The following is a 25504-nucleotide window of genomic DNA, read 5'->3' on the forward strand; positions in this document are numbered from 1 at the left end:
CCGGCTAGGGGCCTCCGGCGGGCTGCGCCCGCCTCCTCCGGGCGTCCCGGCAGGCCGGGCCGGAGCGAGGTCGGGGCGGCGCTGCGCGCCACCCTCGGGGCGGGCTGCGGTGGGGTGCGTGGCGGCCTGGGATCGGGTAGCCGGCTATCAGGTGCCGGATCGACCCTGCGGGGCTTAGGCGGCTTCCTGGGGCTTCCTGCGGATTAGCGCTTCCCGGCCCTGTGCGGCTCTCTCCCGGCCTGGGGTGCCGTTCGGCTGTAGTTGCCTATCCCGGTGCTTTCGCGGCCTGTGGCGGGCTTCCTGGGCCGTTCTGCGGGGCGGTTCCTCGTGGTTGGGGTTCCGGGGCGGGTTCTGTCCGGGCTGCGCCCGGGAGGCGGGCCGTTTCCAACCCTGTTGACAGTGTCTGGGGCTATCTCTATATTAGTACCTGTCAAGTCAACTATTCAATAACCGTGGAGGTTCTCATGAGCATGTGGACGTGTGTATCGGTGGATGCCGTGGAGGGCGCCGAGCTGCCCTCGCTCGCCCGGCTAATCGCGCTGTGGAATGCGAACGCGGACACCGAGCACCAGATCGACATCGACACCGGCCGCGCGCGGATCTACGGGATCGACGCGCAGATCGGGATCGACCGGGCCGGATCGGCCTACGTGCAGTACTCAGACCAGGTGCAGACCTTCGGGCTGCGTGAACTCGCCGAGCAGCTGACGGCATCCCTGCCGGGGCTGTCCCTCACCCTCAAGGAGGAATGGACGGGCGAGGAGCCGAGTGTCACCCGCGAGCGCTGGCAGGGCGGCCGCGTGGTCGCGAAGCGGGATTCGAACGGGCCGCTGATCCCGGTGGACGCGCTGGGCCGCACGCCGGAGACCGCGCTGGCGGCGATCCTGGCGGCCGTGGGCTCGCTCGGGGACGCGCTGATGATGACGTTCCCGGGTGAGGACTTCTGGGAGCACTTCACCTACCTGGAAGGCTCCCGGCTCGCCGAGGTGTTCGAGGCCGCCGCGCTGCCGGAGCGCGCTGCCATGATCCGCGAGCGCTGCCGCGAGGCCGATCCCGAGGCATGGGAGGAGGCCGACGAGACCGCCTGAGACCCGCGATTTCTCCCTAGAAAACGGGGGAGTCTCCCAATGTCGGAGGCTCCCCCTATATTCGTAAGCGTCAAGTCAACTATTCGACGTTCTAGGGAGGACATCATGACTGACATCACCACTCAGGCGGTTACCGGCTTCGAGGGTCTCACCCTCCCCCGCCCGGCTGTCATCGGCGAGCTGGCGCGGGTCGAGGCTTCCACGCGCGCCGCGCTCGCCCGCGCCGAGCAGCTCGAGGCGGAGATCGCCACGGCGCGGGCCGAGGAGATCACGGACGGCGCAGACGCCCGTCTCGTGGACTTCTGGGAGGCGGCGGGCGAGATCGCCACCGACCACGACATGTGCGGCGAGTACGACCGCATGGTCGCCGCCGTGGACGGCATCACCCGCGAGCGCGAGTTCGAGGTCGGTATGGACATCACGATCAGCCTGCGGGTCTACCGGACGGTCACCGCGACCAACTACGACGCCGCTATCGAGGCCGCCGAGGAGGACGTCGACCGCTACGACGTGGCCGAGGCGATCCGCGAGAACGGCTGGGATGACATCGACTGGAACGGGTCGAGCGCCGAGCCGGTCTGATCCGGCATCGCGCGAGGGGCGGGGCTTCGGCCTCGCCCCTCTTTCGTGCCCTGCGGCGAGCGCCGATCCAACCGGGTTGACAATGTCGGAGCCCTCCCCTATATTTGTACATGTCAAGTCAACTAATCGACGTTCTAGGGAGGACATCATGACTGACATCACCACCACCGACAACCGGGTCGCCGGTCAGACCGAGCTCGCCCGGGCGCAGGAGTCCGAGCGGGCCGCGCTCGCCCGCGTGGTCACCCTTGAGGCCGAGCTGGCACGGCTGCAGAACGACCAGATCGAGGCGAGCGACCCGCGCCTGACGATGCTCTGGGCGAAGGTGCGCCGGATCGCCGACCACGCCGGTTACGAGACCTACTACGACACGCTCGCCGAGGAGCTGGGCGGCGTCCAGCGTGACCGGAAGTACACGGTCACCTACCGCGTGACGGTCGAGGTCGACGTGCCGGTCGAGGTCACCGCGATCAACACGGAGACCGCCGAGGAGGCCGCCCGGCCCATGCTCACCCCCGAGCGGATCGCCACGATCCTGCACGGCCCCGGCTGGCGCGACATGACGGTCGAGGAGCACGACATCATCGAGGACTGATCGACCGGGAGGGGCGGGCCGCCCGCCCCTCCCGGCATCCGCCCCGCGGCGAGCGCAGCCGATCCGATCCAACCGGGTTGACAATGTCCGACCCCTCCCCTATATTAGTAGGTGTCAAGTCAACTAAAACCCGTTCTGAGGAGGACGCCATGACCGCCGCAACTCTCGCCGAAATGGTGGCCGCTCGAGATCTCGTCAACGAGACCGGGGAGACCCTCGCCTACGCCATCGCCGCCGGCGAGAGCGACCAGGCCCTCCGCACCCTGCGGCGCAAGTACAACGCCGCCATCAAGGCGGAAACCGCGCTGCGGTTCCGCCCGTAGCCAGACCATGGCGAGACCGGGCGCCCGGCCTCGCCGGCCCCGACCGAGAGGAACACCATGACCACCGCCACGAAGCGCTACACCGGCCCGCTGGCGCCGGGCGCGCACATCGCCGCCGACACCGACCCGTGGCTGCAGGATGCCGCCACCGGCGAGCGCGTCGACCTCCGCCCGTTCGAACCGACCGAGCCGCGATCGCTGGCCGCCGACGACTGCGAGTGCATCGCGTGGGCGATCCTCCCCGGCGTCTTCGCCCCGTGCAATGGCGAGTTCGGCATCGAGGCGCACGACGACTGTCGCGAGTACGCGGGCGACATCGAGGCCGCCGCGGCGCTCGCCGCGCACCTGGCATCCATCACCGGCCGCACCTACGAAATCTGGTACGAGGAGACCCGCCCATGAGCACCGCACACCCCACCCCGACATCCAAGCCGGCCCCGCTCGCCGCGGCCGACCTCGCCGACGCGAACGGCTGGCGAGACCCCGCCGCGCTCGCCGTCCCCGATGCCGTCATGCTCGGCACGCTCGCCGCCTGGGGCATCTGGCCGGACGACCACGCCCCCGACCCGGGCGAGCCGCTCGGCGAGCAGTTCGCCCGGCAGATCGGCGCGGGCGAGGCCGTCGAGTACTTCGAGACCTTCGAGCTGATCCGCGCGATCGCGCACGCCGCCTACGCGAACGGGTACGCCCGCGGCACCGCGGCGAGCGCGATCCCCGCCGACGCATCCCCCGAGGCGATCGCCGCCGCCGTGGTGCGATCGCTCGACCTCCCGCCCCTCGCCGTCTACGTGGAACGGGGCAAGCCCGAGCCGCCGCAGAACCTCGTGTGGAACGCCGTGCGCGCCGCGGTGACCGCCACCCGATCCCGGCGCACAACGTAGCACCCGCGGCGCTCGCCGCAGTCCTCCCTAGCGGGGCGAGGGGCAACCCTCGCCCCGCATTTTCGTGCCCGCGCTCCAATGTCCGACCCCCTCCCTATATTGGTAAACGTCAAGTCAACTAACCGACGTTCTGAGGAGGACATCATGACCGACACCACCACGACCGCAGCCGAGATCCTGGCAGGGTTCGAGCAGAGCTTCGGTGGCATCTTCGAGCGGATGAGCTGGGCCGAGGATGAGATCGCGCAGGCGCAGGCCCGGCACCCCGAGCAGGCCGACACGCTCTTTCACTCGTTCTCGCTGCTCAGCGGCGGCGAGGCATCCGCGCGGATGAGCGTTGAGGCCGTCTACCGGGCGCACGCGCGGGAGATCCTCGAGCGGGTCGCCGCGGGCGAGGACACCCGCCCCGGCACCGCCGTCGAGGTCGTCATCGGCCTTCTCGCGGCCGCGGAGCGGGCACCGCTCTCGCACGAGGGATTCGGGCTGTGCGCGCGGCTGTGGATCGCCGCAGGCCTGCCCGATCACGACGAGTTCGCCGACAAGCTCGACCACATCGAGGCGCTGCACGCCGCCCGGCTCGACGCCGAGGAGGCCGACGCCCGCCGTGCCTGCCGGGACGACGCCCGCAAGCTCGGCCGGATCGAGTGCGACGGCTGGCACCACGGCGCGCAGGTGCCCTGCAGCTACATCGCCGCGGCCTGATCGCAGCGCGGGCCGGGGCGAGATCCTCGGCCCGCGCTCGCCGCATCCGGCACCGCCGATCCAACCGGGTTGACAATGTCCGACCCTGCCCCTATATTAGTAAATGTCAAGTCAACTAACCGGATGTTCTGAGGAGGACACCATGACCACCATCCTGAAGGCCGTCGAGAAGGGCGAGCTGCTCACCGCCGTCACCACGCTGCTCGGCTACACCCCGACCGAGTCGCTCGTCATCGCCCCGTTCCGCGGCACCCGCTCGCACGGCGCGCTGCGCGTCGACCTCCCCACCGCCACCGACGCGGACGCGCTCGCCGCGTACACCGCCGAATGGCTCGGCACGGTCGTCCGCCTCGGCGGCGTCACGATGATCGCCGCGGCGATCTACACCGACGGCGACCAGGCGCGGCACGCGCTGCTCGCCGAGACCCTGCGCACCATGTGCGACCTGCTCGGCCTCGACGTCGCCGCGATCTTCTACGCCACCCCCGCCACCTGGGGCGAGTACTTCACCGGCGAGGAGCACACCGAGCCGGCCCCGGCCCTCGCCAACGCCCCTGCGCTCGCCGCGGGCGACCAGCACGCCGGGATCGAGCTTCCCGTCACCGATCCCGCGCTCGCCGCGGCCGTCGCCTCGGCGACGTTCCCCACGGATGACGAGGCGAGCCTGACCGCGATGCTGGAAGGCGTGCTCACCGCCGACCTCGACGCCCCGGAGCCGAGCACCCTCGCGCACCTCGCGGCCGTCATGGTGATCCCGGCGCTGCGGGACGCGGCCCTGATTCAGTGGGCCAGCGACGAGCAGACCGGACGCGAGGCCGTCGCCGCGCAGACCGCCTACTCCACCGCGGGCACCGCGATCCCCGAGCACCTCGGCCGGATCATGGTCGGCGACACGATGCACCGCCCCGAGCCCGCCCGCCTCGGCGCCGCGCTCGCCGCGTGCCGGATCGCCGCGGCGCACGTCACCGGCCACGAGCACGCCGCGCTGCTCGCCGCGGCCGCGTGGCTGTCCTGGGCGCTGGGCCGCTCGACGCACGCGGGCCACTACCTCGACCACGCCGCGCAGGCTGACCCCGCTCTGACCATCGTGGACGTCCTGAGCCGCCTCCTGGCGACCGGAACCCTCCCGGCCTGGATCTTCATCCAGTGAGTCACCGAGGGCCCCTGAGAACCGCTCAGGGGCCCTCCCCCGGCACCCTCCTCGAGCGGGCCGCGCTCGCCGCAGCTCACAACTTGATCCAACCGGGTTGACAATGTCCGACCCCTGCCCTATATTGGTAAGTGTCAAGTCAACTAAAGAGAGGAGCACGAGACATGTGCCAGATCTGCGGCTACGGAGCCCGCCCCGAGAGCATCTGCCTCGAGGACAGCACCGTCCCGGCCAGCGAGTACGACGGCCCTCCGGACCCCGTCGACAGCGACGGCCGGCTGTAGAGACCAGGGGCGGGCGACCAGCACCGGCCACCCGCCCCTGCACGGCACCGCCGGCACCGCCGGCACGCCGCGCTCGCCGCAGGGGTCAGGACGCGGAGATCTCCGCAGCGGGCTCGTCGAGCTCGGCGGCGCGGAGGATGGTGAGGCCGGCGAACATGGTCGCGGCATCGCGCAGCGCGGCCGGGTTGATGCAGCACCACACGTCATCCAGGCGACGGCCGGACACGGCGCCGTCCGCGTACCGGCCAGGGAAGCCGTTCCCGGTGAGCGGCACGATCTCCGCGATGAAGCGCTCGCACCACTGGCGCTCCTCGAGCGAGAGGCCGGCATAAACGCCGCCGGCGACGGCGCCAGCCATCTTGACGGCGAGCGAGTGCCGCTGCTTGCCGCTCTGGGGCACGGTCACGCCCGCGCGAGCGTTCGCGACGTCGAGGGCGTCCTCGCAGAGCTGGTGCACGGCGAACAGGATCGGCCGACTGAGGCTCCATCCGTCGCCGGATGCCTCGGCGGCGTCGACGAGCACGCGCAGCGCGGTGGCGTACTGATCGACGATCGCGACCCGGTCCTCCTCCCGGGTCGCGCCGCCGAGCCAGGCGCAGTGACCGCCGCCCGGGTGCTCGCCGTCGTCGCCAGCCGGGTAGGCGAGGTTCTCAAGGGATGGCAGGATCACGGGCTCTCCTCGGATCGTCTGGGCGCTCCCCCATCCTCCCGCGGCCGGCGGCGGCCGGCTCCGAAATTTCCAACCGGGTTGACAATGCCCGACCCTGCGCCTATATTGGTAAATGTCAAGTCAACTAACCGGATCGAATGCAGGAGGCCGACATGGACACCGAAGAGCAGCAGCTCGAGCAGCAGCCCACCAGCTGGACACTCAGCCCCGCCGAGCTCGCCGCCACCCAGGAGCGCGCCGCCAAGATCAACGCCCGCGCCACCAAGCGCGGCTTCACCGGCCGCCTCGAGGTCACCGGCACCCCGCGCGAAATCTCCGAGACCGACGAGGCCGGCCTCACCCGCACCCGCCTCGTCTACGACGTCCAGATCACCGGCGAAGCCCCCAGCTACAACGGCTGGACCTTCCTCGCCGCCGTCGACACCGTCGAGACCGCCACCGGCACCGACTTCATCCTCCGCACCGCCCCCGGCGTCGACGAGTCCGGCGTCGACCGCACCGCGCTCGCCGCAGGCCGCTGCGAGCACTGCAACACCGTCCGCGCGAACCGCCGCTACACCTACCTGGTGCGCCACACCGAGACCGGCGAGGTCCGCCAGGTCGGCTCCACCTGCATCAAGGACTTCACCGGCTGGGCCGGCCGCCCCGTCTTCATCTGGGCCGACGACGTCGCCGACGAGCTGCACGAGTTCCTCGGCGGATTCGCCTCGAGCGGGCACGAGTACACGCCCGAGACCGTCGTCGCCGCCGCATGGGCGATCAGCCGGCGCTTCGGCTGGGTCCCCGCCTCCGCAACCTTCGGCCGCTCGACCCGCGACCTCGTCAGCAGCTACCTGTACGGCACGAGCCGCGCCGATCGCGAGCTGCGCGCCGACGTCGCCGCCGACGTCGCCGAGGCCGCCGGCATGGGCGCCACCATCGTCGCCGCTCTCCTCGAGGGCCTCACCGGCGCCGGGGACTACGTCGCCAACCTGAAGGTGTGCCTGCGCGCGGCATCCGTCTCCCACCGCCACCTGGGCATCACCGTCTCGGCCGTCGCCGCCTACGAGCGCATGATCGGCGACCGCGTCCAGCGCCAGGCCGCCGAGAAGAACCGCAAGGAATCCGCCTACGCCGGCGAGATCGGCCAGAAGCTCACCATCACCGGCACCGTGACCCGCCTCAAGCCGATCGAGCAGAACTACGGCTACACCCCGACCACCTCGATGCTCGTCATCATCGAGTCCGGCACCACCGTCGCCAAGACCTTCACCGCAGCCTCCTGGGCCTGGGACGTCGCGCAGGGCGACGAGGTCACCATCACCGGCACCGTCAAGGCACACGAGGAGTACAACGACACCAAAGAGACCGTCCTCACCCGCCCCAAGCGCATCGACCCCACCGCATAACCCGCGCCCGAACCACACCCGCCCGTGTCCCCCATTTGGGGGACACGGGCGGATGCATGCGCTCGCCGCAGCTGCGTGGATTCCAACCGGGTTGACAATGTCTGAGCCCTCCCCTATATTGGTACATGTCAAGTCAACTAAAACCCGTTCTGAGGAGGACGCCATGACCACCGCCACGATCACCCCCAAGGTCGCCGAGATCACCGACGCGAAGGAGCGCCACGCCCGCGCGGCCTGGTCGATCATCACCGAGCCGGGCGACGGCCACGCCGGTGCCCTGGTCCAGCAGCTCGGACACGTCGCCGCGCTGGCCGCGCTCGAGGGCAAGCGCGCGGATCTCGACAAGATCGTCCCCGGCCTGGCCGCGCAGGCGCAGCGCTGGATGCCGCGTCTGCGCACCGACGCGATCGCCACGGCGCTGCGCAAGGCCGAGGACAACGGGATCCGCCTGGTCGACCCGGCCACCGTCCCCGGCCTCGCCGACCTCGGCCCGCACACCCCGCACGTGCTCTGGGTCCGCGGAGACATCGACGCCCTCGGCGCCGAGCGTCGGCTCGCGATCGCGGGCGCACGTGCTGCCACCAGCTACGGCGAGAGCGTCTGCGCGGACATCACCGGCGACGTCGTCGCGGCCGGGGTCACCGTGCACAGCGGCGGCGCTTACGGGATCGACGGCGCAGCTCACCGCGCAGCGCTGATGAGCGACGGCGCGACCGTCGCCTGGCTCGCCGGTGGCGTCGATCGGATGTACCCGATCGGGCACGCGCAGCTCGCAGACCGGATCGCCAGCTCCGCCGGATCCGCCCTCGTCTCCGAGGTGGCTCCCGGGTCGTCGCCGACCCGCTGGCGCTTCCTTTCTCGGAACCGTCTGCTCGCGGCCGCGACGCAGGCGACCGTGATCGTCGAAGCAGGCTTTCGCTCCGGATCCCTGAACACCGCCGGGCACGCCGCGAGCCTCGGCCGTCCGCTCGGAGCGGTGCCCGGCAACGTCACCAGCGCCGCGAGCGCCGGATGCCACCGGCTCCTGCGGGAGTACGACGCCCGGGTGATCACGACCGGCGCGGAGGCGCTCGAGCTGATCACCACGTGACACGGCGGGCCGGGCGGGGAGATCTCCGCCCGGCCCATGCGGAGGGCCTGCCGGCGTCGAGCTCGGCAGGCCCTCTCTGCTGAAACGGTATGTCCCCCGACCGGTCAGAAGTGGCCTTCGGGGAGGATCCTGCCCGTGACGAGCATGAGCCGCGCGCGGTCCTCGAGCGCCGCGGCCCGGTCGGGTGCGAGCATCGGGCGCAGCCCGTGCAGATCCGGGGTGCGCAGCAGGATGACGAGCCGGTCGAGCTCGTAGGTCGTCAACTCCGGCGCGGTCCTGAAGCGGCGCAGCTGGAAGACGGACATGTTGACCGGGTCGTCCGGGCGAGCGAACGCGAACCCGTGGTCGATCAGGTGCAGCTCCTCGCCGTTGTTGTGGGTGAGGAAGTTCCCGGTGTGGCGGTCCTGCTGGCCGGTGAGCGCGTCGAAGAACGCGGCCGCGTGCACGTCGCTGTCGGGCACCTGCACAGGGCCGGCCGTGGTGCCGGGCTGGCCGAGCGCGAGCGAGCCGAGGGATCCGTCGCGGACGGTGAGCACGCAGGGCGGCACGAGGCGTTCCCACTCCGGGCCGAGCGCGCGGGCGGTGTGCCATGCCGCCACCTCGTGGATCGGCTGCCAGGGCTGCTCATGGCCGTAGTCCTCGGCGGTCTCCTCGTCGATCCCGTCGATCGGCTTGAAATAGGCGTCGCTGCCGTCGTCGAGGATGAGCCGGCGGGTGGTGTTCACACCCTCGTCTTCGTAGTCGTCGTGGACCACGTTCACGTTCAGCAGCGCGGCCTCATCCGGGTGCGCGCCCTGCGCGCGGGCGATCGCCGCGACCTGGTCGACGATGCCGGCACTGGCCCAGCTGGCATCCCGTAGGCCGGTGGAGGTGGGCTTGAGGCGCGTCTGCTCGCCGTGCTGCGCGGTCGGCGCGCCGGCGTGCTCTGCCCATTCCTTCGCGACCGTGGGCGGGGCGACGGCGAGCACGTCGAGCGCGAGCTCGGGAAGATCGCGCTGCCGTGCCCAGGAGACGACGGCGGCGCGAGCGGACCTGTTCTCACGCCGGCGGGTGTTGTGCGCGGCGCGAGCCTCCGGACTGTTCGAGCCGGGGCAACGGCGACCGCCCTCGGCGCACGAGTCGCACATGACGGGCGCTCAGCTCTCACTGTCGGCCGGCAGGGTGTCCTCGGTGATCACCGGGACGATGTAGCCGGCCCTGAAGGCCTTGTGGCTCCTGCGAGCCCACCGCACGGGATCCGCGGCCAGGGTGAGCCGCCCACCAGGCGCTGCGCGATCGAGGATCGAGATCTCCTCGAGGGGAAGGGCGCCGGCCACGGTGTACGTGCGGTCATCGGCCACAGTGAGGGTCGCGACGACGCGGCGGGCCTCGCTGTTCGGGTCACGCTCGCGGAACTCCACGGTAATCATCTGTCTTTCACCTCCTCTCAAGATCTCTGCTGCAGCTGCAGCTGGGTGTCGAAGGATGCCTCGGCTGTCTGCGATGTCGGTGCCCATGATGCCCATAGGTACGATCACGAGCTCAGATCGGACAACCAAGTTGACAGCTTCGCCACTCCTGAACCTATATTAGTGCATTTCATCATAACTACATAGACCGCGCGGAATAACCCTGCGTCCCGGGCGGAATGGTATGTCCCCGATAACGTGTGGATGTGGCCAAGACCCTGTCGATGAATGAGATCCGCTCGCGCGCCGCGCGCTTCGCGCGCGACTGGAAGGACGAGCCGGGCGACGAACGGCAGCAGGCCCAATCCTTCGTTCGAGACCTGCTCGGCGTCTACGGGATCACCGAGACCCGAGCCGCGTTCTACGAGAAGCGGGTCAAGCGCTCATCGACAGGATCGCGCGGCTATATCGACGCACTGATCCCGGGTCTCGCTCTGATCGAGATGAAGTCGGCCGGCAAGGATCTCGCCGCAGCCGAGCAGCAGGCGCTCGACTACATCGACGATCTCCCCGATCCCGAAGTGCCCCGATGGGTGATCACGAGCGACTTCCGCCGATTCCGGCTGCTGGACCTCCGATCCGAGACCGGAACGGTGCCGCTCGAGTTCGAGCTCAGCGAGCTGCGGGAGCAGGCAGACAAGCTCGCGTTCCTCGCTGGCTACGGAGAGCGCACCTTCGGCTCGAAAGCTCAGGAATCGGCGTCGATCAAGGCCGCGAAGCTGATGGCATCGCTGTACGAGGCGCTTGAGGGATCCGGGTACGACGATCACGAGGCCAGCGTGTTCCTCGTGCGCACGCTGTTCGCGCTCTACGCCGACGACGCCGGCCTCTGGGACCGAGATCTGTTCCTCGAGTTCCTCGAGACCCGCACCGCCGAGGACGGCTCAGACCTCGGCCCGCAGCTGTCGCTGCTGTACCAGGTGATGGGGCGCGAGCCGGGCCGCCGGCAGTCGAACCTCGACGAGCTGATCGCCCGCTTCCCCTACGTCAACGGCGGCGTCTTCGAAGAGCCCCTCTCCATCCCGTCGTTCGATGCCGGCATGCGCAAGCGCCTCACCGACGCAGCCATGTTCAACTGGTCAGCAATCTCGCCGGCGATCTTCGGCAGCCTCTTCCAGGCCGTCAAGGACAAGACCGCACGGCGTGAGCTCGGCGAGCACTACACGACCGAGACCAACATCATGAAGGTCATCGGGCCCATGTTCCTCGACGAGCTCCGCCAGCGATTCACCGACGGCTATCACGACACCGCCAAGCTCAAGAAGCTGCGCGCGGATATGAGCCGGATGCGGTTCCTCGACCCGGCGTGCGGGTGTGGGAACTTCCTGGTGGTCGGCTACCGCCAGATGCGCGCGCTGGATCTCGAGGTGCTGCTGCGGATCCAGGAGCTGTCTGGCGAGACCGCTCGGACGATGTTCTTCACCGAGGAGCACCTCGCCGTGAAGCTGTCCAGCTTCCACGGCATCGAGCTCGAGGAATGGCCGGCGCAGATCGCGGCGACCGCGCTGCACCTGGTGGAGCATCAGGCGAACCAGGCGATGGAGCTGGCGCTCGGCGCCGCGCCCGACTCGCTGCCGCTCGACAAGATCAAGAGCATCGTCGTCGGGAATGCCCTTCGGATCGACTGGGCCGACGTCGTCGAGCCGAGCGCGGATCTCTACGTCATGGGCAACCCGCCGTTCATCGGGCACAAGACCAAGGCCACGGCGCAGCGCGATGACCTCCGCGTGGTCTGGGGCGCGCAGTTCGACGGCTACCTGGATTACGTGACCGGGTGGTTCAAGAAGGCTGCCGACTTCCTCGGCGACCGCGGCGGGCACTTCGCCTTCGTGTCGACCAACTCGATCGTGCAGGGGCAGCCGGTCCCCGCGCTGTTCCGGCCGCTCATCGACGCCGGCTGGCGCGTCGCCTTCGCGCACCGCACGTTCGCCTGGACGTCGGAGGCCCCGAGCGCCGCGGCGGTGCATTGCGTGGTGACTGGCTTCGATCGGATCACCAAGGGTCGGCCGGCGGTCCTGTTCGACTACGACGAGCCGCGGGGCGAGCCTCACCGGGTGCCGGTCACCGAGCAGATCAACGGCTACCTGCATGACGCACCGAACGTCTACGTCGACACCCGGGAGAAGCCGCTCGCCGATCTGCCGGTGGCATCCTTCGGCACCATGCCGGCGGACGGAGGGAACCTGCTGATCGACGAAGACGCGCACGCGATCGCGATCGCCGATCCCATCGCCGCGAAGTACGTCAGGCCGTTCCTCGGCGCGAAAGAGCTCGTGCAGGGCAAGTCGCGGTGGTGCCTCTGGCTTGAGGATCTCGATCCGTCGGATCTGCGCCACTCGGCGTTCCTTCGCGAGCGGGTCGAAGGCTGCCGAGAGTGGAGGTCCGCCCAGACTCCCACCGGCGACGCCTACAAGCTGCGCCTCACCCCGCACCTGTTCCGCCCCAACTCGAAGCGGCCGACGAGCAACTACGTGTGCGTGCCCCGGCACGTCTCCGAGGCGCGCACCTTCTTCCCTGTGGCCTACCTCGAGCCCGAGTCGATCAGCGGCGACGCGAACTTCACGATCGCGGATCCCGAGGGCCTGGCGTTCGCGGTGCTGTCGTCCTCGGCGTTCCTTGCCTGGCAGAAGGCCGTGGGCGGGCGCATCAAGTCCGACCTGCGGTTCTCGAGCACTCTCACATGGAACACCTTCCCGCTGCCCACGCTGAGCGATGAGCAGCGAGCTGCGGTCATCGCAGGCGGACAGGCCGTGCTGGATGCGCGCGCGTTGCACCCCGAACGCTCTCTCGCCGATCACTACAACCCGCTGGCCATGGCGCCGGATCTCCTGCGCGCCCACCGTCAGCTCGACGCGGCGATCGACAAGGCGCTGGGGCTGCGCGGCACGGCGACCGAGGATTCAAGGCTGCGCGCGCTGTTCACGAACTATCAGCAGCTCATCACCGCCGGCGAGCTGGCTATGCCCGCAAAGCCCGCACGCCAACGGCGGGCGAGAGCCGCATCATGAGCACCCCGACGACAGACTGGCCCTACCCAACCGTTCCCGTCGACGGAGAGATCACCGTCGACGAGGAGGGCGAGAACCAGACGTGCGAGTGCGGCAACGACTCCCAGACCGAATGCTGGTGCCAGGCCACGAGCGACGGGCGACTGTCGTGGATGGCTGATGGCTCCTCTGACCCGTCAGAGTTCGCAGTGTGCCCTGTCTGCGGACGGGTGTACCCCAACGTGACGCTGTTCGAAGCGCAGGGCAGCACGGCCGCGGCGATCGCCCGCTACGACACGACCAGTCCGGCATTCATCGAGGATCTCCGTCGGTACAACCACGACGCTTATGGGGACCCTCTCTAAGCGCTCGCCAGCAGCCGATCAGGCTGCGGCGATGAGCTTCGCGGCGAGGTCCTCGGGGAAGTCGAGGTAGTCGTCCGCTCCGACCTCGACGAGGTGGACCTCGCGGCCGTGCTCCGGCTCGAAGATGTCGAGCTCGTGATCCTCCATGTGCACGCGCAGCAGCTCGAGCACGCGAAGGAGAGACTTCTCGGCATCCGAGGCGGCCTCGAAGTCGATGAAGTCCTCGATCGCGTCGTCGACGTCGGCGGGCTCGTCGCCGAAGACCTCATCGGGAGCGAGGCTGCGCTCGCGAAGCAGGTCGCCTGCAGCCATCTGCTCGAGGCGCACCTCGCCGGCCTCGGTGAGGGTGAGGACGCGGATGGATCGGTTCGGGTCGGTCAGCCGGGTGGAGAACCGGTGTCGCGGCGTGCGGCCGGCGCGCCGCTGCTCCTCCCACTGCATGCGCTGCTGCGGGGAGAGCGCAGCGAGCTGGTACTCGACCCTCACCTCGAGCAGGACGGGCACGAGCATGTAGCCGATCAGGCCGACGAGCACCACGAACAGCGCTAGTGCGATCGAGATCGTCTGCATCGTGGCGAAGTCGAAGGCCGACGACGGCTCCCCCGTGGCCTCGCCGAGCGTCGTGATCACCAGGCGCATGAGGGCCGGGGCGATCAGGACGGCGAAGACGGCGACCGCGCCAAGGATCAGCGGCCGGAACGGGCTGAAGCTGCCGTAATTGAGATCAGCCGCGAGCCGGGCAGCTGTCGCCTTCTTCATCACGTGCTCGACGCCCTCGGCGCTGGCGGGATGCCCGTTCGTCACGGCGCGGCGGCGCAGGGCAGTGCGGTACTTGGCGATCGCCCACGGGACAAGCGTGAGCGCGACGATGCCGACGGAGGCGGTCCCCAGGATGAGAGTCATCCCCTCGAGCTCGGGATTGAGCAGCGTGATCCAGTAGCCGGCGAGGAACCCCGCGCCGTAGGACATCAGTGCCACGAACACGACGAGCGTGAGAGTGATCCGCACGGACGACCTCCGCCCCTCCTGCTCGGCATCCGTCGTCGTGGCCGGTCGGGGCTGCAGCCCCTTGAACGTGGTGATCGCCGACAGGAGCATGAGCGCGGTGATGAGCACGAGCGGGATGATCAGCCCGGTCGCGCCGTCGAGGATCGCCCGCCCCATGCTCACCAGGACGGTGCCGAAGCAGAGCACGACGGCGACGCCCAGCAGGATCGACATGAGCCGCCGGGCGCGCTCGGTGCCCGGGTGCCGGCGCTCATAGACGAAGCCGACGATGAACAGCCCACCGGCGAGATACACGGGGAGGTAGGTCCACAGCGAGTCCATGTCTGATCTGCCCTTTCGTCGTGGTCGATGGTACGAGGAGCGACCGACGTTCGCCCCCGCAGCCGAATCTCGGCAGTTTCTCCAACCGAGTTGACAACCTCTGAACTTGACTCTATATTAGTACATGTCAAGTCAACTAATCACCAATCAGAGGAGATCATCATGGCTCGCGGATTCGTCGCCCCCATCATCCGGACCGAGTTCCACGCGCCCGGCTCGCAGGGCCTGAGCGCCACGGCGATGCAGGTCCTCGTCGAGCACCCCCACGGCCCGGTCGTCTCGTTCGAGCTCCCGGTCGTGCGTCACGACCGGTTCGAGTACCTCGGCGACGTCACCCACAAGTTCGTTCCCGTCGACCAGGTCCCCGCGGACCGTGTCGGCTACATGTACGGCGGCGCGCTCATCCAGGTGCGCAGCGAGCTCGCGACGGCACTCGGCCTCCCGGCGGCGTACTACCCGCTGCACGACCGCAGCGAGTCGCGACTCGAGTACGCGGCCAACTCCGACTGAAGCGCTCGCGCCCGGGCCGCCGGCGCTCGCCCGGCCCGGGTGCGAGACCACAACGGGAAGTGCGCTTGCATCCCGCTCCCGCATGCCCTATATTCGTACCTGTCAAGTCAACTAAAAGAGTCCATCACCGATCTCGACTCCCCGCACCAGCGCCACCGGCAGCCGGGCCGATGTCCGATCAGGCACCAGGTTTCGTACCTATGGGCTCCGAGAACACCGAGGAGATCCCCGTGAGCAAGAAGTCCATCGCCTTCGTCATCCTGAGCATCGCTGCCCTCTTCATCGTCATGCGGATGGTCGCGCCGACGCTGACCGCCATCGTCGGGCCCCTCGCCGCGCCGGCGCCGATCGACACCGCAGCGCCGACGTCGGCGCCGCCGGCAGAGCAGCCGGCCGGACCTGTCACCCCGGAGGCTGGACAGGCGATCGCCGCGCTCGAGCAGATCACCATCGCCCTCCCGGATCAGACCCCCTACGACCGCCGCCAGTTCGGGCAGGCCTGGGCGGACGTCGACCGGAACGGCTGCGACACCCGCAACGACGTTCTGCGCCGCGACCTCGTCGACACGACGCTGAAGCCCGGCACGCGCGACTGCGTCGTCCTCACCGGCGTGCTGCACGATCCGTACACCGGCCAGACGATCAACTTCACTCGAGGCCAGGGCACCAGCGAGCTCGTGCAGATCGACCACATCGTGCCCCCTCGCATGGGCATGGCGCCAGGGCGCCGCCGACTGGACCGAGGAGAAGCGTCAGCAGCTCGCGAACGACCCGCTGAACCTCCTCGCCGTCGACGGGCCCACGAACACCTCCAAGAGCGACCAGGGGCCGGCGCTGTGGATGCCGCCGAGTGAGGGTTACCGCTGCTCCTACGTCGAGCGCTTCGTCCAGGTGCTCGACGCCTACGACCTGACCGTTACGACCGAGGATCACGCCGCTCTGCAGAGCGAGCTGAGCAGCTGCACGGGAGGCGAGTGATCATGGCCGCCAAGAACCCCGACAGCGACGTCACGGTCGAGAAGGTCGTCTACATTGGCCGCCGGCTCACCGGCGACAACAGGATCGGCTACTGGTATCTGCCCCTCGTCGACGGCGAGCTCACCGACAAGGCGGCCGGCTCCTACAAGCCGTACCGTTCAGGCCTGCCGGTCGGCGGCGTCGTGGAGATCAGCCGACCGAGCGATGCGCCCGATCGGCTCTACACCTCCGGTCCTCGCGGGCCGCGGCTCGTCGCGGCCTGGGAGGACGCCGACCTGGTCGCCGAGTGGCGGATGCAGGATCTCGCCGACGCTCAGGTCCTCGCGCTCAGCAAGCGCGCCAAGAAGGACCTCGACGGCCTCCCGGACGAGTTCAAGGACGCGGTTGACACCCTCGCCCGGCACTTTGCCCGGCTCAACCACTCGCAGCGCGCAGCGCTCCTCCCGCTCGTCGAGAGCCAGATCCTCGGCAGGCCACGATGAGCGATGCGAAGCTCTGCAGCGTCGACGACTGCGATCGCGCGATCGTCGCGCGCGGGATGTGCCGGAAGCACTACCTCCAAGCCCATCGCGCCCGCACCCTCGACGATCACCCGCTGCGCGATCGAACTCGTCACGTGTGCCCCTCTGATCACCCGCACACGCACGACACGTGCTGGCTCGAGCACAACTGCCGATGCGACCGATGCCGGCACGATCGTCAGATGGAGCGGCAACGTCGGCGCAACCGCCTCATCGCCTACGACCGCGCAGATCAGATCCGCGGTGAGCACGTCGCCGCAGGCCCGGTTCGCGATCACCTGGTGCTCCTCCTGAGCCACGGGATCGGGCTCGAGCGGATCGCAGACGCCGCCGGCATCCCCCGCTCGGTGTGCCTCGATCTCAAGTTCGGACGCCGCGGGAAGCGCTGGGAGGGCACCAACCGGATTCTTCAGTCGGTGCGGCGCGAGTACGCGGATCAGCTGCTCGCGCTCACCGTCGACGACATCGAACGTGCACTGATCGACTCCGTCGGGACCTCACGACGGCTGCAGGCGCTCGTCGCGATCGGGTGGACGGAGACCCAGCTGGCGGAGCGGATGAGCATGGGCGTAGGGAACTTCTGGCGGATCGTCTGCGGGATGCGGTCTCGCGTCACCGCGGCGACCGCCGCACGCGCTGTCGAGATCTTCGCCGAGCTGTGGGACCAGCCTCAGACGGGCTACTTCGCAGATCATGCGCGGCGGATCGCCGAACGGCGCGAGTGGCGATCACCGCTCGCCTGGGATGACATCGACACCGACCCGGCGCCGGCGGTCGTCGACGAGCAGCTGCAGATGACGAAGGCAGACGTGTTCCTCGAGGACGTCGAGTTTCTGCTCGACTCGGGCGAAGCACCCGAGCAGGTGGCGATCATCCTGGGGCGTAAACCCGACGCGATCGCCAAGCTCGCCGAACGCCACGACCGGCTCGATCTCGCCCGGCCATTCTGGTCGACGAAGCGGCAGGTCGCAGCATGAAGACCATGGAATGCCGGCTGTGCCACCGCATCGGCACTCGCGGATTCTCCCCGTGGGGGTCCGAGGGGTGGGAGTGCAGCAACGATCGTGCCTGCCGCGCCCGACGCGAGGCTCGCGGCCTGGATGGCGGCCGCGTCGTCATCCACCGAGCGCAGCCTGGCCCGCTCGGGGCACGGTCGCGCTGGTTCATCGACCCCGCCGGAGAGCGCTTCTGGCTGCTCGACAACGGACCGGGGTGGGGGTGGGAGATCCTGGACGACTCGGGCAACGCGGTTCCCGACGGCGATGGGCTCCTCTCGCTCGACGAAGTCCGTCGATGGGCTACTCAGCTCCCCTCGTGAGCAGTGGAGCCACCTGATAAATTGAAGACCTGGCGCCCGGCCGTTGAGCGGAAACTCCTTCATGGATCTCCTCTCGAGTTAGTTGACTTGACACTTGATTAGCTCCGGCCGGGCGCCTTTCTCTTTGCCCACCCGCACCCTCCGCGGCACGCCCGGGACGCCCTCCCCGATCTGGTGAATGTTTCGAAGGTCGGGCCATGCGCGCATACTTGGTTATCGGTTCTATGTTCTGAGTGTGCGGGAGGCGACATGCTCGCGATGTTGCCGCGGCTCGTCGACGCGGAGGCACGGCTGGCGCTCCTCGCCGCCCCGGTCGCGGTCGCTTGCGGCTTCCCCTCTCCGGCGCAGGATTACTACGACGGGCCGATCGACCTGACCGACATGCTCGTCGACGATCGCGCCGCCACCTTCATCGTCCGCGCCTCGGGGCACTCGATGACGGGCGCCGGCATCAGCGACGGGGACGAGCTGCTCGTAGACCGCTCGAAGCACCCGCAGCACGGGGACATCGTCGTGGCCGTGCTCGATGGCGAGCTCACCGTGAAGCGCCTCGAACTCACGCCGGCCGGCGTCGTGCTGCGCTCCGAGAACGCGGAGCATCCGGACATCACCGTGCCGGAGCTGAGCGACCTTCAGGTGTGGGGAGTCGCCATGTACTGCATCCATCACCTGCGGTAGCCCGATGAGCGAGCGGGCGATCATGCACCGGCCGCGATCACAACGTGGCCTGTTGCACCAGATGCATCATCGGGGCTGGCCGTGTTAGCCCACGTCGATATCAACAGCTGCTATGCCAGCGTCGAGCGGGTGTTTGATCCATCGCTCGAGGGGCGCCCTCTCGTGGTGCTCAGCAACAACGACGGCATGGTCGTGGCCGCGTCAAAAGAGGCGAAGGCCCTCGGCTTGGATCTCGGGAAGCCGTGGTTCGAGCTGCGCCCTCACGCGCAGCGGCTGGGCGTCGTCGCGGTGTCGAGCAACTACGAGCTGTACGGCGATATGAGCCGCCGTGTCATGGAGATCCTCGAGCGGTTCACGCACGAGCTCGACGTCTACTCGATCGACGAAGCTTTCCTGACGGTCGACCGGCGCACGGCCGCCGACGTCGACGCGATGTCTCGCCTTGGCCGCGAGATCAAGGACGAGCTGCGCCGGCTCGTCGGGGTGCCGGTCTGCGTCGGGATCGCACCGACCCGGACCCTGGCCAAACTCGCCAACCGGACCGCGAAGAAGCTGGATGTCTTCGACGGCGTCTGCGTCTGGCCGGCGACGCGGCCGCAGTGGCGCGAGAACCTCATGCGGCGGCTGCCGGTGTCGGAGGTATGGGGTATCGCCTCCCGACTCGAGCGACGCCTGAGCGGCTACGGCGTGACGTCGATCTGGGATCTCGCGACAGCCGACCCCGTCCAGGTGCGCAAGTGGTTCAACGTCGTGGTGATGCGCACCGCCTTGGAGCTGCGAGGCGTCGCGTGCATCGGCCCCGAGGAGGACCGCACCGGCAAGAAGGACCAGCTGATCGTCTCGAGATCGTTCTCCGAGAAGGTCACGACGCAGGATGGCATCCGCCAGGCGCTGTCGATCTACGCACAGCAGGCGGCCGCGCGCCTGGTGCGTCACTCGCAGGTCGCGCGTCGAGTCGACGTGTTCGCCGGCACGAGCCACTGGACCGAGCAGAAGCACTACCCGAGCGTGCGCGTGCAGCTCCCATTCCCCACCGCGGACCCCGTCGAGCTCACACGCGCCGCGCACCAGCTGCTGCCCCAGATCGAGGACGGCACCCGATACGCCCGGGCGGGCCTGATGCTCACCGATCTGCTGCCAGCCGGCGTGCACCTGCCCTTGGAGCCCTTCCGCCGCAAGCATGAGGACGCCGGCATTGCCGCCCTCCTCGACGGCGTCCAGAAGAAGGCCGGCAAGGAGGCGCTCGGCCTCGGCTACGGCGGATTCCGCCCGGGCCCGTCATGGCAGATGAAGCGCGGGATGCTCACGCCGCGCGCGACGACGCACTGGGACGAGCTCGTGCGCGTCCGCGCCTAGCAGCCACCCGCACCCCCACCACGCGAACGACTTCGCGACTGGATCCGCCCCCTCTGGAACCAACCCTGTTGACTATCTCGTATTTGTTGCCTATATTGGTACACGTCAAGTCAACTATAAATTGAGAGGGGTTCCGCCATGGCTATCCTCCTGGCACCCAAGGACACCATCGACCTCATCGTCACCGCCGCGGTGCTCGGCACCCGCAGAGACGACGACGCAGACCACACCCGACAGCTCGTGCAGCGCGCGGACCAGATCGGCCAGCAACTGTGGGATGCGAACTACGCCTCGGCGAGCTACGCCCGCGGGATGGAGCTGCCGGCGCCGGCGTACAGCTGGGAGCCGGTCTTCGACCTCATCTGGCAGGCCTCGACCGACCAGCCCGACTACTCGCTCACCCCGCAGCAGACGCTGCAGGTGGAGCGCTGCCGGCTGTTCCTCAGCGAGAACTCCCGCGAGCACCCCGACTGGGATGACTCCGCGGCACGGCTGTTCCTCGAGCAGCTCGGCTCGGCCGTCGAGTCCCGGCTGCGCGGGTGGCCGACCGGCCCGGGCGAGGATCCCGGCGTGCTCGAGTTCCGTGGGCTCAGCAACGCGCTGCCGCGGTGGACCCGCAGCTCCGGGTTCCCGCAGCTGCGCTCGTCGACGACGCAGGAGCAGGCATCGTGACCGCGCTCCCCCAGCACAGGGCGAACGAGGCCCAGCAGCTTGCGCTGCAGTCCTGGATCCGCAAGACCGGCACCACGGCGATCTTCCTGCTCACCGCGGCGGTGAGCATCCTGCTCGCGCTCGTCTTCGGCACCGACATCTGGCGCATCGTGCTCGCCGGCATCCTGCTCGTCATCCTGATCGTCTGCCTCGCGCTGATCATCGTCAGCGCGACGAGCTTCTTCCGGGACGACTCATGACGGCGCTCGCCCTCACGCACACCGTGGCGGCCGGCACGTTCCTCGACGGCACCGAGAGGAGCGACCGTACCTGGGAGATCCTGCACGCGACCGGATGGCGGTGGTCAGCCCGATTCGCGAATTGGTATGTCCCCCGATCGCGGGGTCGGGCGCCGAGCCGGCATCTGATCGCCCGGACCGTGCAGCTGCTCGAGGAAGCGGGCTTCACGGTGGCGGTCGAGATCGACGAGGCCTCGCACGCTGCCGACGACGTCGAGCAGCAGCGGGCGGCGGTGACGGCGGCCGCGGATGCCGTGCGTGTCGAGCCGCAGGCCGTCGCCCATCGTCTCGTGATGCTCGAGACGCAGCGACGGAAGATCTCCCGCTCGATCGCGGGCTACCGCAACCACCTCGGCCGCGAGTTCCCGCCGGCGGCCGGCGATCAGCTGATCCGCCTGAAGGACGAGCTCGCTCACGTCGACGAGGATCTCGCGCACTGGACACGGGTGCGCGCGCAGCAGATCGCCGACGGTGCCGCGTTCGTCCTCACGCGCGATGACGTCGCCCCGGGAGATCTCGTCGAGTATCGCGGCGAGTGGTTCCCGGTCCTGCGCGTCAACGCGAAGTCGGTCTCCGTCCCCAGTGGTGCCGGTGGCTCCTGGGCGGAGACGGTCCCCTATCACCAGATCAGCGGGCACCAGCCGAAGCAGGTGTGATCATGCACGTCACCATCCGATGGGAGACCCGACAGGAGCACACAGCTTCCGTCGACGTCGACGAGCTCGCGATCGCGACGTGGGCGCTTCGCTCGCTGCCGATCGGGACGCTGTCCCCTGACGACGAGTCTCGCCCGCCGACGCTCGAGGAGCTGCAGTCGGCGATGGCGCGGAACGGGCATCTGCGGATCCGGCTCACGCAGCTGTACGTGATCGCCCATGGCGGTGGCGAGCCCGACCCCGCAACCCGCCGCGACGGAACGCCCACCGAACAGAGTTGACCCCCGAGAGGATGCAGCACCTCTCGGGGGTCTTGGTAATGAATGGGCTCTCAAAGTGTCTCATATGTCTTATCCGTCCTCAAGCCCCCGCAGGCAATCCGGAACGTGTTGATGGCTGCCGGCTCTCCGAATCGAGCTACAGCATTTGTTACCTTTTTCCGGTACAATTGTCGACATGGCTGGAAAGACGATCGCGGAGCTCGGTGAGCTCGCTGCTGAGCGGTGGGGCATGTTCACCACCGCTCAGGCGGCGCGCGTCGGCGTCTCACGCAAGACCCTCTCGGGTCTGACCTCCTCGGGGGCGATCCATCGCGTCGCGCAGGGCGTCTACCGGATGGCTGGCGCGCCGGAACCCGAGCACGAGTTCATCTATGCGCCATGGCTCGCCCTCGGCGGCGCGACGCTGCCCCCCACCGAGACCGGCGTGCCGGCGGTTGTGGTGGCCGGCGAGAGCGCGGCGATCGCGCACGGCATCGGCGACTGGTTCCCCGGTGTCGTCGACGTGATGACGCCGGCGCGGCGCACCACTCGACTTCCGGACGTCCGGCTGCGCACCCGTCGCCTCTCCCCCGACGAGGTCGTGTTCCTCAACGGGCTGCCCACGCTCACCGTCGAGCGCACGATCGCTGATCTCCTCGAGCAGTGGGCAGATCAGTCTCTCGTCGTCGACGCTCTGCGCCAGGCCGCCGAGCAGGGCAAGCTGCTCTCGCCTCGGCGGCTCGCGGAGTTCCTCGAGCCGATCGCGGCCGCGCACAGCGCCGAGTCCGGCGCCGAGTTCGCCGCGCAGCTAATGGAGGAAGCCGGCCTGGCGTCCGGGGTGGCGTCTCGTGGCTGACGAGGGCGGCTACCGCAGCTGGCAGGGCATCGCTCAGGCGATCAAGTCGGAGGCCGGCCGTGCGGCGAAGGCGGGCGAGAGCAGCCTCAACGTGAACGAGCAGATCGTGCAGGCGAACCACGACAGGTTCCTCTCCCGCGTCTTCGCCGACGGCGCCGACTCCGAATGGCTGCTCAAGGGCGGGACCGCGATGCTCGCGCGCGTGCCGAAGGCCCGGGCCACGAAGGACCTGGACCTGGCAGCGACCAATGCCGCCGATCTCGACGCCGCCCAGGAGGCGCTGCAGCGCGCGGCTTCCCGAGATCTCGGCGACCACATCCGGTTCCAGCTGACCGGCGCCCGGGAGACGGGGCTCGGACAGAACCAGCCCGGAGTCGAGACCCGCCGGCTGGTGTTCACCGCACAGGACGCCGGCACCGGCCGCAAGCTGTTCGACGTGCCGATCGACGTCGTCGTGGGGCCTCCCCCGATCGGGACCGTGGAGACCGCGGATCCGTCGAACCGGCTGCAGCTGGGGCGCCCGATCCAGACGCACCCCTACCGCCTGTTCCCGATCGCCGATCAGATCGCGGAGAAGGTGACCGCGACGATGGACACCTACGCTGGCCGCCCCAGCAGCCGGGTGAAGGACCTCGTCGACCTGGTCACGATCGCCAACACCCAGACCGTCAACCTGCGGGAGCTGCAGATGGCGATCGACGCCAAGCGCGCTCTCTCCCGCACCTCGGCGTTCGACGAGTTCGCCGTGCCCGCCGACTGGGAGCGCAGCTATCGCCCGCTCGCGATGAAGACTCCGGCCGCGCGCGACGTCGACGCGCAGCAGGCCGTCGCGCTGGCCAAGCAGCTCGTCGACCCGGCGCTCGTCGACGAGCCCGTGGCCGCCGACATCACCTGGGTGCCCGGCCGCGGCTGGACCGATGACCCCGACGCCATCGCCGGGGGCCGGCCTGACCCCGCGCCGCCGGGTGGCGACGTGCACGTGACCAGCCACGTCCGAGGCGGCCATCCGGTCACCGAGCACTGGCGTGGGGCGCGCGGCTCCGGGCGCAGCTGACCGCACATCCTCCAACCGGGTTGACAGTCGAATCAACTATCCCTATATTGGTTCATGTCAAGTCAACTACCGGATAGGAGTTTCATCATGAAGGTCATCAAGCTCAGCACAGACGGCACGGTCGAGCAGCTCACCATCGACGACGAGCACAAGCTCACCGGCCTGCAGCAGCTCGTCGGCGGAGACGTGCAGTCGATCGCTCTCACCGAGAAGGTCGACCTCGTCATGCACGAGGAGGCGAAGTTCATCCGCGGGCACAAGGCCAACCCGGTCGCGGGCCGGCTGCTGCGGCACTTCGACATCCCGCTGCTGCCCGGCGACTACATCGCCGGCGACACGGTCCTCGTCGGGGTCGACGGTCCGGACTGGATCTCGGTGCCCGACTCCACCGCGGGAACCATCGAGTTCCTCGGCTTCCAGATCACACAGAAGGACGACGCATGAGCATCGACACGACAGCGCTGAGGTCGCGGCTTCGCGGCCTCAGCGCCGCCCTCAAGAAGATCGACGACCAGCAGCGGGCACTCCGCGAGGAGCAGCTCGAGCAGCTGCGGATCGCACTCACCCACCGGGGCACCATCGGCGAGGTCGCGCAGGCGAGCGGGCTGAGCCGCGCGTACCTGCACAAGATCGAGCTGCACCTGCAGCGCGGATCCGTCGACGACCCGGCGACTCATGACAGGGCGATCGCGCGCGCGGGCGAGATCCGCGAGGAGATCGCTCAGCTCGAGCAGGATGCCGGCGACGCTCGAGCAGAACGCGATCAGGTGATGCGTGAGCTCGGGCCGACGATGAGCACGGCCGAGATCGCGGCAGATGCCGGGATCTCCGGCGAACGGGCCCGGCTGATCCTGCAGCAGCCCGCCAAGGCGTAGCCGAGGTTCAGTTCTCGCAGGCGCGCTCGGCAGCGTCCAGCTGCAGCATCGCCGTCACGATGACGCGCTGCGCCCCGTCGAGCAGCTCGAGCACGTCGTCTCGGGACATGGTTCCGCCGAGCGCCGCGGCAGCGCGGCGCAGTTCGTCGGCCAGGTGGAAGAGACGTGAGCTCTGGGCAAGGCCGGACAGTGCCGCGGCGCGGGCAGCTTGCCGGTCGGCGGACTGCGCGAGGTCGGCGACCGTCTCACGCAGGGAGGAGTGCTCCTGGCGGCGGCGTTCCTGCTCGAGCTCCGTGGGGTGGGTCTGCCGCCACGGCTCGAGGGTGTCGTCGGTGAGGATCATCAGTTCCCATCTTGAGTGATCGGGCTTGGGACGGACCAGGTCATGCACGGCGATCTGCACCAGGTGCCGGGCGCAGAAGAACAGTTCGCAGCCGCCGTCGACGCCGTGAGCGGTGCAGCGGAAGTCGCGGCCACGGTTGATCTCCGCAGCGCAGGTGGGCCAGTCGCAGTAGGCCGGGACTCGCGAGCCTGCCCAGCGGTCAGCGGACCAGTCTCGATAGATCTCGTCGCTCACGGCCGCGGCGGCCGAGTGGTGAAGGGCGGACAC

Annotated in this window: 32 protein-coding genes; 27 read left to right on the forward strand and 5 right to left on the reverse strand. The window is 69.1% G+C overall.

All coding sequences use genetic code 11. The annotated features are described in order from the left end of the window. The first annotated feature begins 464 nt into the window (after positions 1-464). The 8 genes from CSIV_RS00025 to CSIV_RS00055 all read left to right on the forward strand — a co-directional run bounded on the left by CSIV_RS00025 (position 465) and on the right by CSIV_RS00055 (position 5321). The gene (locus tag CSIV_RS00025; RefSeq protein WP_139340544.1) at positions 465-1088 is read left to right on the forward strand and encodes a hypothetical protein; all 624 of its coding nucleotides are present in this window, start codon (positions 465-467) and stop codon (positions 1086-1088) included. 105 nt (positions 1089-1193) lie between these two features. Continuing rightward, on the forward strand, positions 1194-1670 hold the full coding sequence (locus tag CSIV_RS00030; protein ID WP_077049397.1) for a hypothetical protein: 477 nt from the start codon (positions 1194-1196) through the stop codon (positions 1668-1670). A gap of 148 nt (positions 1671-1818) precedes the next feature. After that, complete coding sequence (locus CSIV_RS00035; RefSeq protein WP_077049398.1) at positions 1819-2265, forward strand: hypothetical protein; 447 nt, start codon at positions 1819-1821, stop codon at positions 2263-2265. Between the two features lie 149 nt (positions 2266-2414). Then, positions 2415-2588: a hypothetical protein gene (locus tag CSIV_RS18185; protein ID WP_175627525.1), complete on the forward strand. Its 174-nt coding sequence runs from the start codon at positions 2415-2417 to the stop codon at positions 2586-2588. Between the two features lie 57 nt (positions 2589-2645). Next, on the forward strand, positions 2646-2990 hold the full coding sequence (locus CSIV_RS00040; RefSeq protein ID WP_077049399.1) for a hypothetical protein: 345 nt from the start codon (positions 2646-2648) through the stop codon (positions 2988-2990). After that, on the forward strand, positions 2987-3469 hold the full coding sequence (locus CSIV_RS00045; RefSeq protein WP_077049400.1) for a hypothetical protein: 483 nt from the start codon (positions 2987-2989) through the stop codon (positions 3467-3469). The genes CSIV_RS00040 and CSIV_RS00045 overlap by 4 nt, the downstream gene beginning before the upstream one ends. Positions 3470-3613: 144 nt before the next feature. Beyond that, positions 3614-4171, forward strand: a complete 558-nt coding sequence (locus CSIV_RS00050) for a hypothetical protein (protein WP_077049401.1) — start codon at positions 3614-3616, stop codon at positions 4169-4171. A 142-nt stretch (positions 4172-4313) separates the two neighbouring features. Continuing rightward, on the forward strand, positions 4314-5321 hold the full coding sequence (locus tag CSIV_RS00055; protein ID WP_077049402.1) for a DUF4192 family protein: 1008 nt from the start codon (positions 4314-4316) through the stop codon (positions 5319-5321). A 369-nt stretch (positions 5322-5690) separates the two neighbouring features. Here the strand turns inward: CSIV_RS00055 and CSIV_RS17920 are convergent, their stop codons facing one another. Continuing rightward, positions 5691-6275, reverse strand: coding sequence for a hypothetical protein (locus CSIV_RS17920; protein ID WP_077049403.1), 585 nt, complete (start codon positions 6273-6275; stop codon positions 5691-5693). Between the two features lie 152 nt (positions 6276-6427). Between CSIV_RS17920 and CSIV_RS00065 the strand changes: the two genes are divergently transcribed. Both CSIV_RS00065 and CSIV_RS00070 read left to right on the forward strand, forming a co-directional pair. Next, positions 6428-7663: a hypothetical protein gene (locus CSIV_RS00065; protein ID WP_077049493.1), complete on the forward strand. Its 1236-nt coding sequence runs from the start codon at positions 6428-6430 to the stop codon at positions 7661-7663. A gap of 163 nt (positions 7664-7826) precedes the next feature. Beyond that, entirely contained in the window at positions 7827-8753 is a 927-nt protein-coding gene (locus tag CSIV_RS00070) for a DNA-processing protein DprA (protein WP_077049404.1), read from the forward strand. A 104-nt stretch (positions 8754-8857) separates the two neighbouring features. Here the strand turns inward: CSIV_RS00070 and CSIV_RS00075 are convergent, their stop codons facing one another. Next, complete coding sequence (locus CSIV_RS00075) at positions 8858-9880, reverse strand: hypothetical protein (protein ID WP_077049405.1); 1023 nt, start codon at positions 9878-9880, stop codon at positions 8858-8860. 9 nt (positions 9881-9889) lie between these two features. After that, entirely contained in the window at positions 9890-10162 is a 273-nt protein-coding gene (locus CSIV_RS00080; protein WP_077049406.1) for a hypothetical protein, read from the reverse strand. A 245-nt stretch (positions 10163-10407) separates the two neighbouring features. On the opposite strand from CSIV_RS00080, the gene CSIV_RS00085 reads away from it, so the two are divergent. Continuing rightward, entirely contained in the window at positions 10408-13209 is a 2802-nt protein-coding gene (locus CSIV_RS00085) for a DNA methyltransferase (RefSeq protein WP_077049494.1), read from the forward strand. Continuing rightward, positions 13206-13553 carry a hypothetical protein gene (locus tag CSIV_RS00090; protein WP_077049407.1) on the forward strand — a complete coding sequence of 116 codons (348 nt, stop codon included), beginning with the start codon at positions 13206-13208 and terminating at the stop codon, positions 13551-13553. The genes CSIV_RS00085 and CSIV_RS00090 overlap by 4 nt, the downstream gene beginning before the upstream one ends. Positions 13554-13571: 18 nt before the next feature. Here CSIV_RS00090 and CSIV_RS00095 read toward each other — a convergent pair whose 3' ends face one another. Continuing rightward, the gene (locus CSIV_RS00095) at positions 13572-14882 is read right to left on the reverse strand and encodes a hypothetical protein (RefSeq protein ID WP_077049408.1); all 1311 of its coding nucleotides are present in this window, start codon (positions 14880-14882) and stop codon (positions 13572-13574) included. Between the two features lie 162 nt (positions 14883-15044). Here CSIV_RS00095 and CSIV_RS00100 point away from each other — a divergent pair, with 162 nt between their 5' ends. From CSIV_RS00100 to CSIV_RS00170, 15 genes are all read left to right on the forward strand, one after another. Then, complete coding sequence (locus tag CSIV_RS00100; protein ID WP_077049409.1) at positions 15045-15392, forward strand: hypothetical protein; 348 nt, start codon at positions 15045-15047, stop codon at positions 15390-15392. Between the two features lie 621 nt (positions 15393-16013). Continuing rightward, a complete protein-coding gene (locus tag CSIV_RS18585; RefSeq protein WP_238592310.1) occupies positions 16014-16370 on the forward strand; it encodes an HNH endonuclease family protein in 357 nt (118 codons plus the stop codon). Between the two features lie 2 nt (positions 16371-16372). Then, positions 16373-16852 (forward strand): hypothetical protein, encoded by a 480-nt coding sequence (locus CSIV_RS00110; protein WP_077049410.1) that lies wholly within the window; start codon positions 16373-16375, stop codon positions 16850-16852. Positions 16853-17073: 221 nt separating this feature from the next. Then, on the forward strand, positions 17074-17868 hold the full coding sequence (locus CSIV_RS00115; RefSeq protein ID WP_139340545.1) for a hypothetical protein: 795 nt from the start codon (positions 17074-17076) through the stop codon (positions 17866-17868). Then, positions 17865-18209, forward strand: coding sequence for a hypothetical protein (locus CSIV_RS00120; protein WP_077049412.1), 345 nt, complete (start codon positions 17865-17867; stop codon positions 18207-18209). Before CSIV_RS00115 ends, CSIV_RS00120 begins: the two co-directional genes overlap by 4 nt. A 249-nt stretch (positions 18210-18458) precedes the next feature. Next, positions 18459-18887 (forward strand): LexA family protein, encoded by a 429-nt coding sequence (locus tag CSIV_RS00125; protein WP_077049413.1) that lies wholly within the window; start codon positions 18459-18461, stop codon positions 18885-18887. A 75-nt stretch (positions 18888-18962) separates the two neighbouring features. Beyond that, positions 18963-20243: a Y-family DNA polymerase gene (locus CSIV_RS00130; protein WP_139340546.1), complete on the forward strand. Its 1281-nt coding sequence runs from the start codon at positions 18963-18965 to the stop codon at positions 20241-20243. A 138-nt stretch (positions 20244-20381) separates the two neighbouring features. Beyond that, positions 20382-20915: a hypothetical protein gene (locus tag CSIV_RS00135; protein ID WP_077049415.1), complete on the forward strand. Its 534-nt coding sequence runs from the start codon at positions 20382-20384 to the stop codon at positions 20913-20915. Further along, entirely contained in the window at positions 20912-21154 is a 243-nt protein-coding gene (locus tag CSIV_RS00140) for a hypothetical protein (protein WP_077049416.1), read from the forward strand. Before CSIV_RS00135 ends, CSIV_RS00140 begins: the two co-directional genes overlap by 4 nt. Beyond that, on the forward strand, positions 21151-21849 hold the full coding sequence (locus tag CSIV_RS00145) for a hypothetical protein (protein WP_077049417.1): 699 nt from the start codon (positions 21151-21153) through the stop codon (positions 21847-21849). Before CSIV_RS00140 ends, CSIV_RS00145 begins: the two co-directional genes overlap by 4 nt. A 2-nt stretch (positions 21850-21851) precedes the next feature. Continuing rightward, positions 21852-22130 carry a hypothetical protein gene (locus CSIV_RS00150; protein WP_139340547.1) on the forward strand — a complete coding sequence of 93 codons (279 nt, stop codon included), beginning with the start codon at positions 21852-21854 and terminating at the stop codon, positions 22128-22130. Positions 22131-22305: 175 nt separating this feature from the next. Continuing rightward, positions 22306-22965 (forward strand): type IV toxin-antitoxin system AbiEi family antitoxin domain-containing protein, encoded by a 660-nt coding sequence (locus tag CSIV_RS00155; RefSeq protein ID WP_077049419.1) that lies wholly within the window; start codon positions 22306-22308, stop codon positions 22963-22965. After that, the gene (locus CSIV_RS00160) at positions 22958-24019 is read left to right on the forward strand and encodes a nucleotidyl transferase AbiEii/AbiGii toxin family protein (RefSeq protein WP_077049420.1); all 1062 of its coding nucleotides are present in this window, start codon (positions 22958-22960) and stop codon (positions 24017-24019) included. The genes CSIV_RS00155 and CSIV_RS00160 overlap by 8 nt, the downstream gene beginning before the upstream one ends. A gap of 87 nt (positions 24020-24106) precedes the next feature. After that, positions 24107-24463 carry a DUF3846 domain-containing protein gene (locus CSIV_RS00165; RefSeq protein WP_077049421.1) on the forward strand — a complete coding sequence of 119 codons (357 nt, stop codon included), beginning with the start codon at positions 24107-24109 and terminating at the stop codon, positions 24461-24463. After that, complete coding sequence (locus tag CSIV_RS00170; RefSeq protein WP_077049422.1) at positions 24460-24894, forward strand: hypothetical protein; 435 nt, start codon at positions 24460-24462, stop codon at positions 24892-24894. The genes CSIV_RS00165 and CSIV_RS00170 overlap by 4 nt, the downstream gene beginning before the upstream one ends. Positions 24895-24901: 7 nt before the next feature. On the opposite strand, the gene CSIV_RS00175 is transcribed toward CSIV_RS00170, so the two are convergent. Then, complete coding sequence (locus CSIV_RS00175; RefSeq protein WP_139340548.1) at positions 24902-25504, reverse strand: hypothetical protein; 603 nt, start codon at positions 25502-25504, stop codon at positions 24902-24904.

It is taken from the genome of Microbacterium sp. CSI-V, from assembly GCF_001984105.1.
GTDB lineage: Bacteria > Actinomycetota > Actinomycetes > Actinomycetales > Microbacteriaceae > Microbacterium.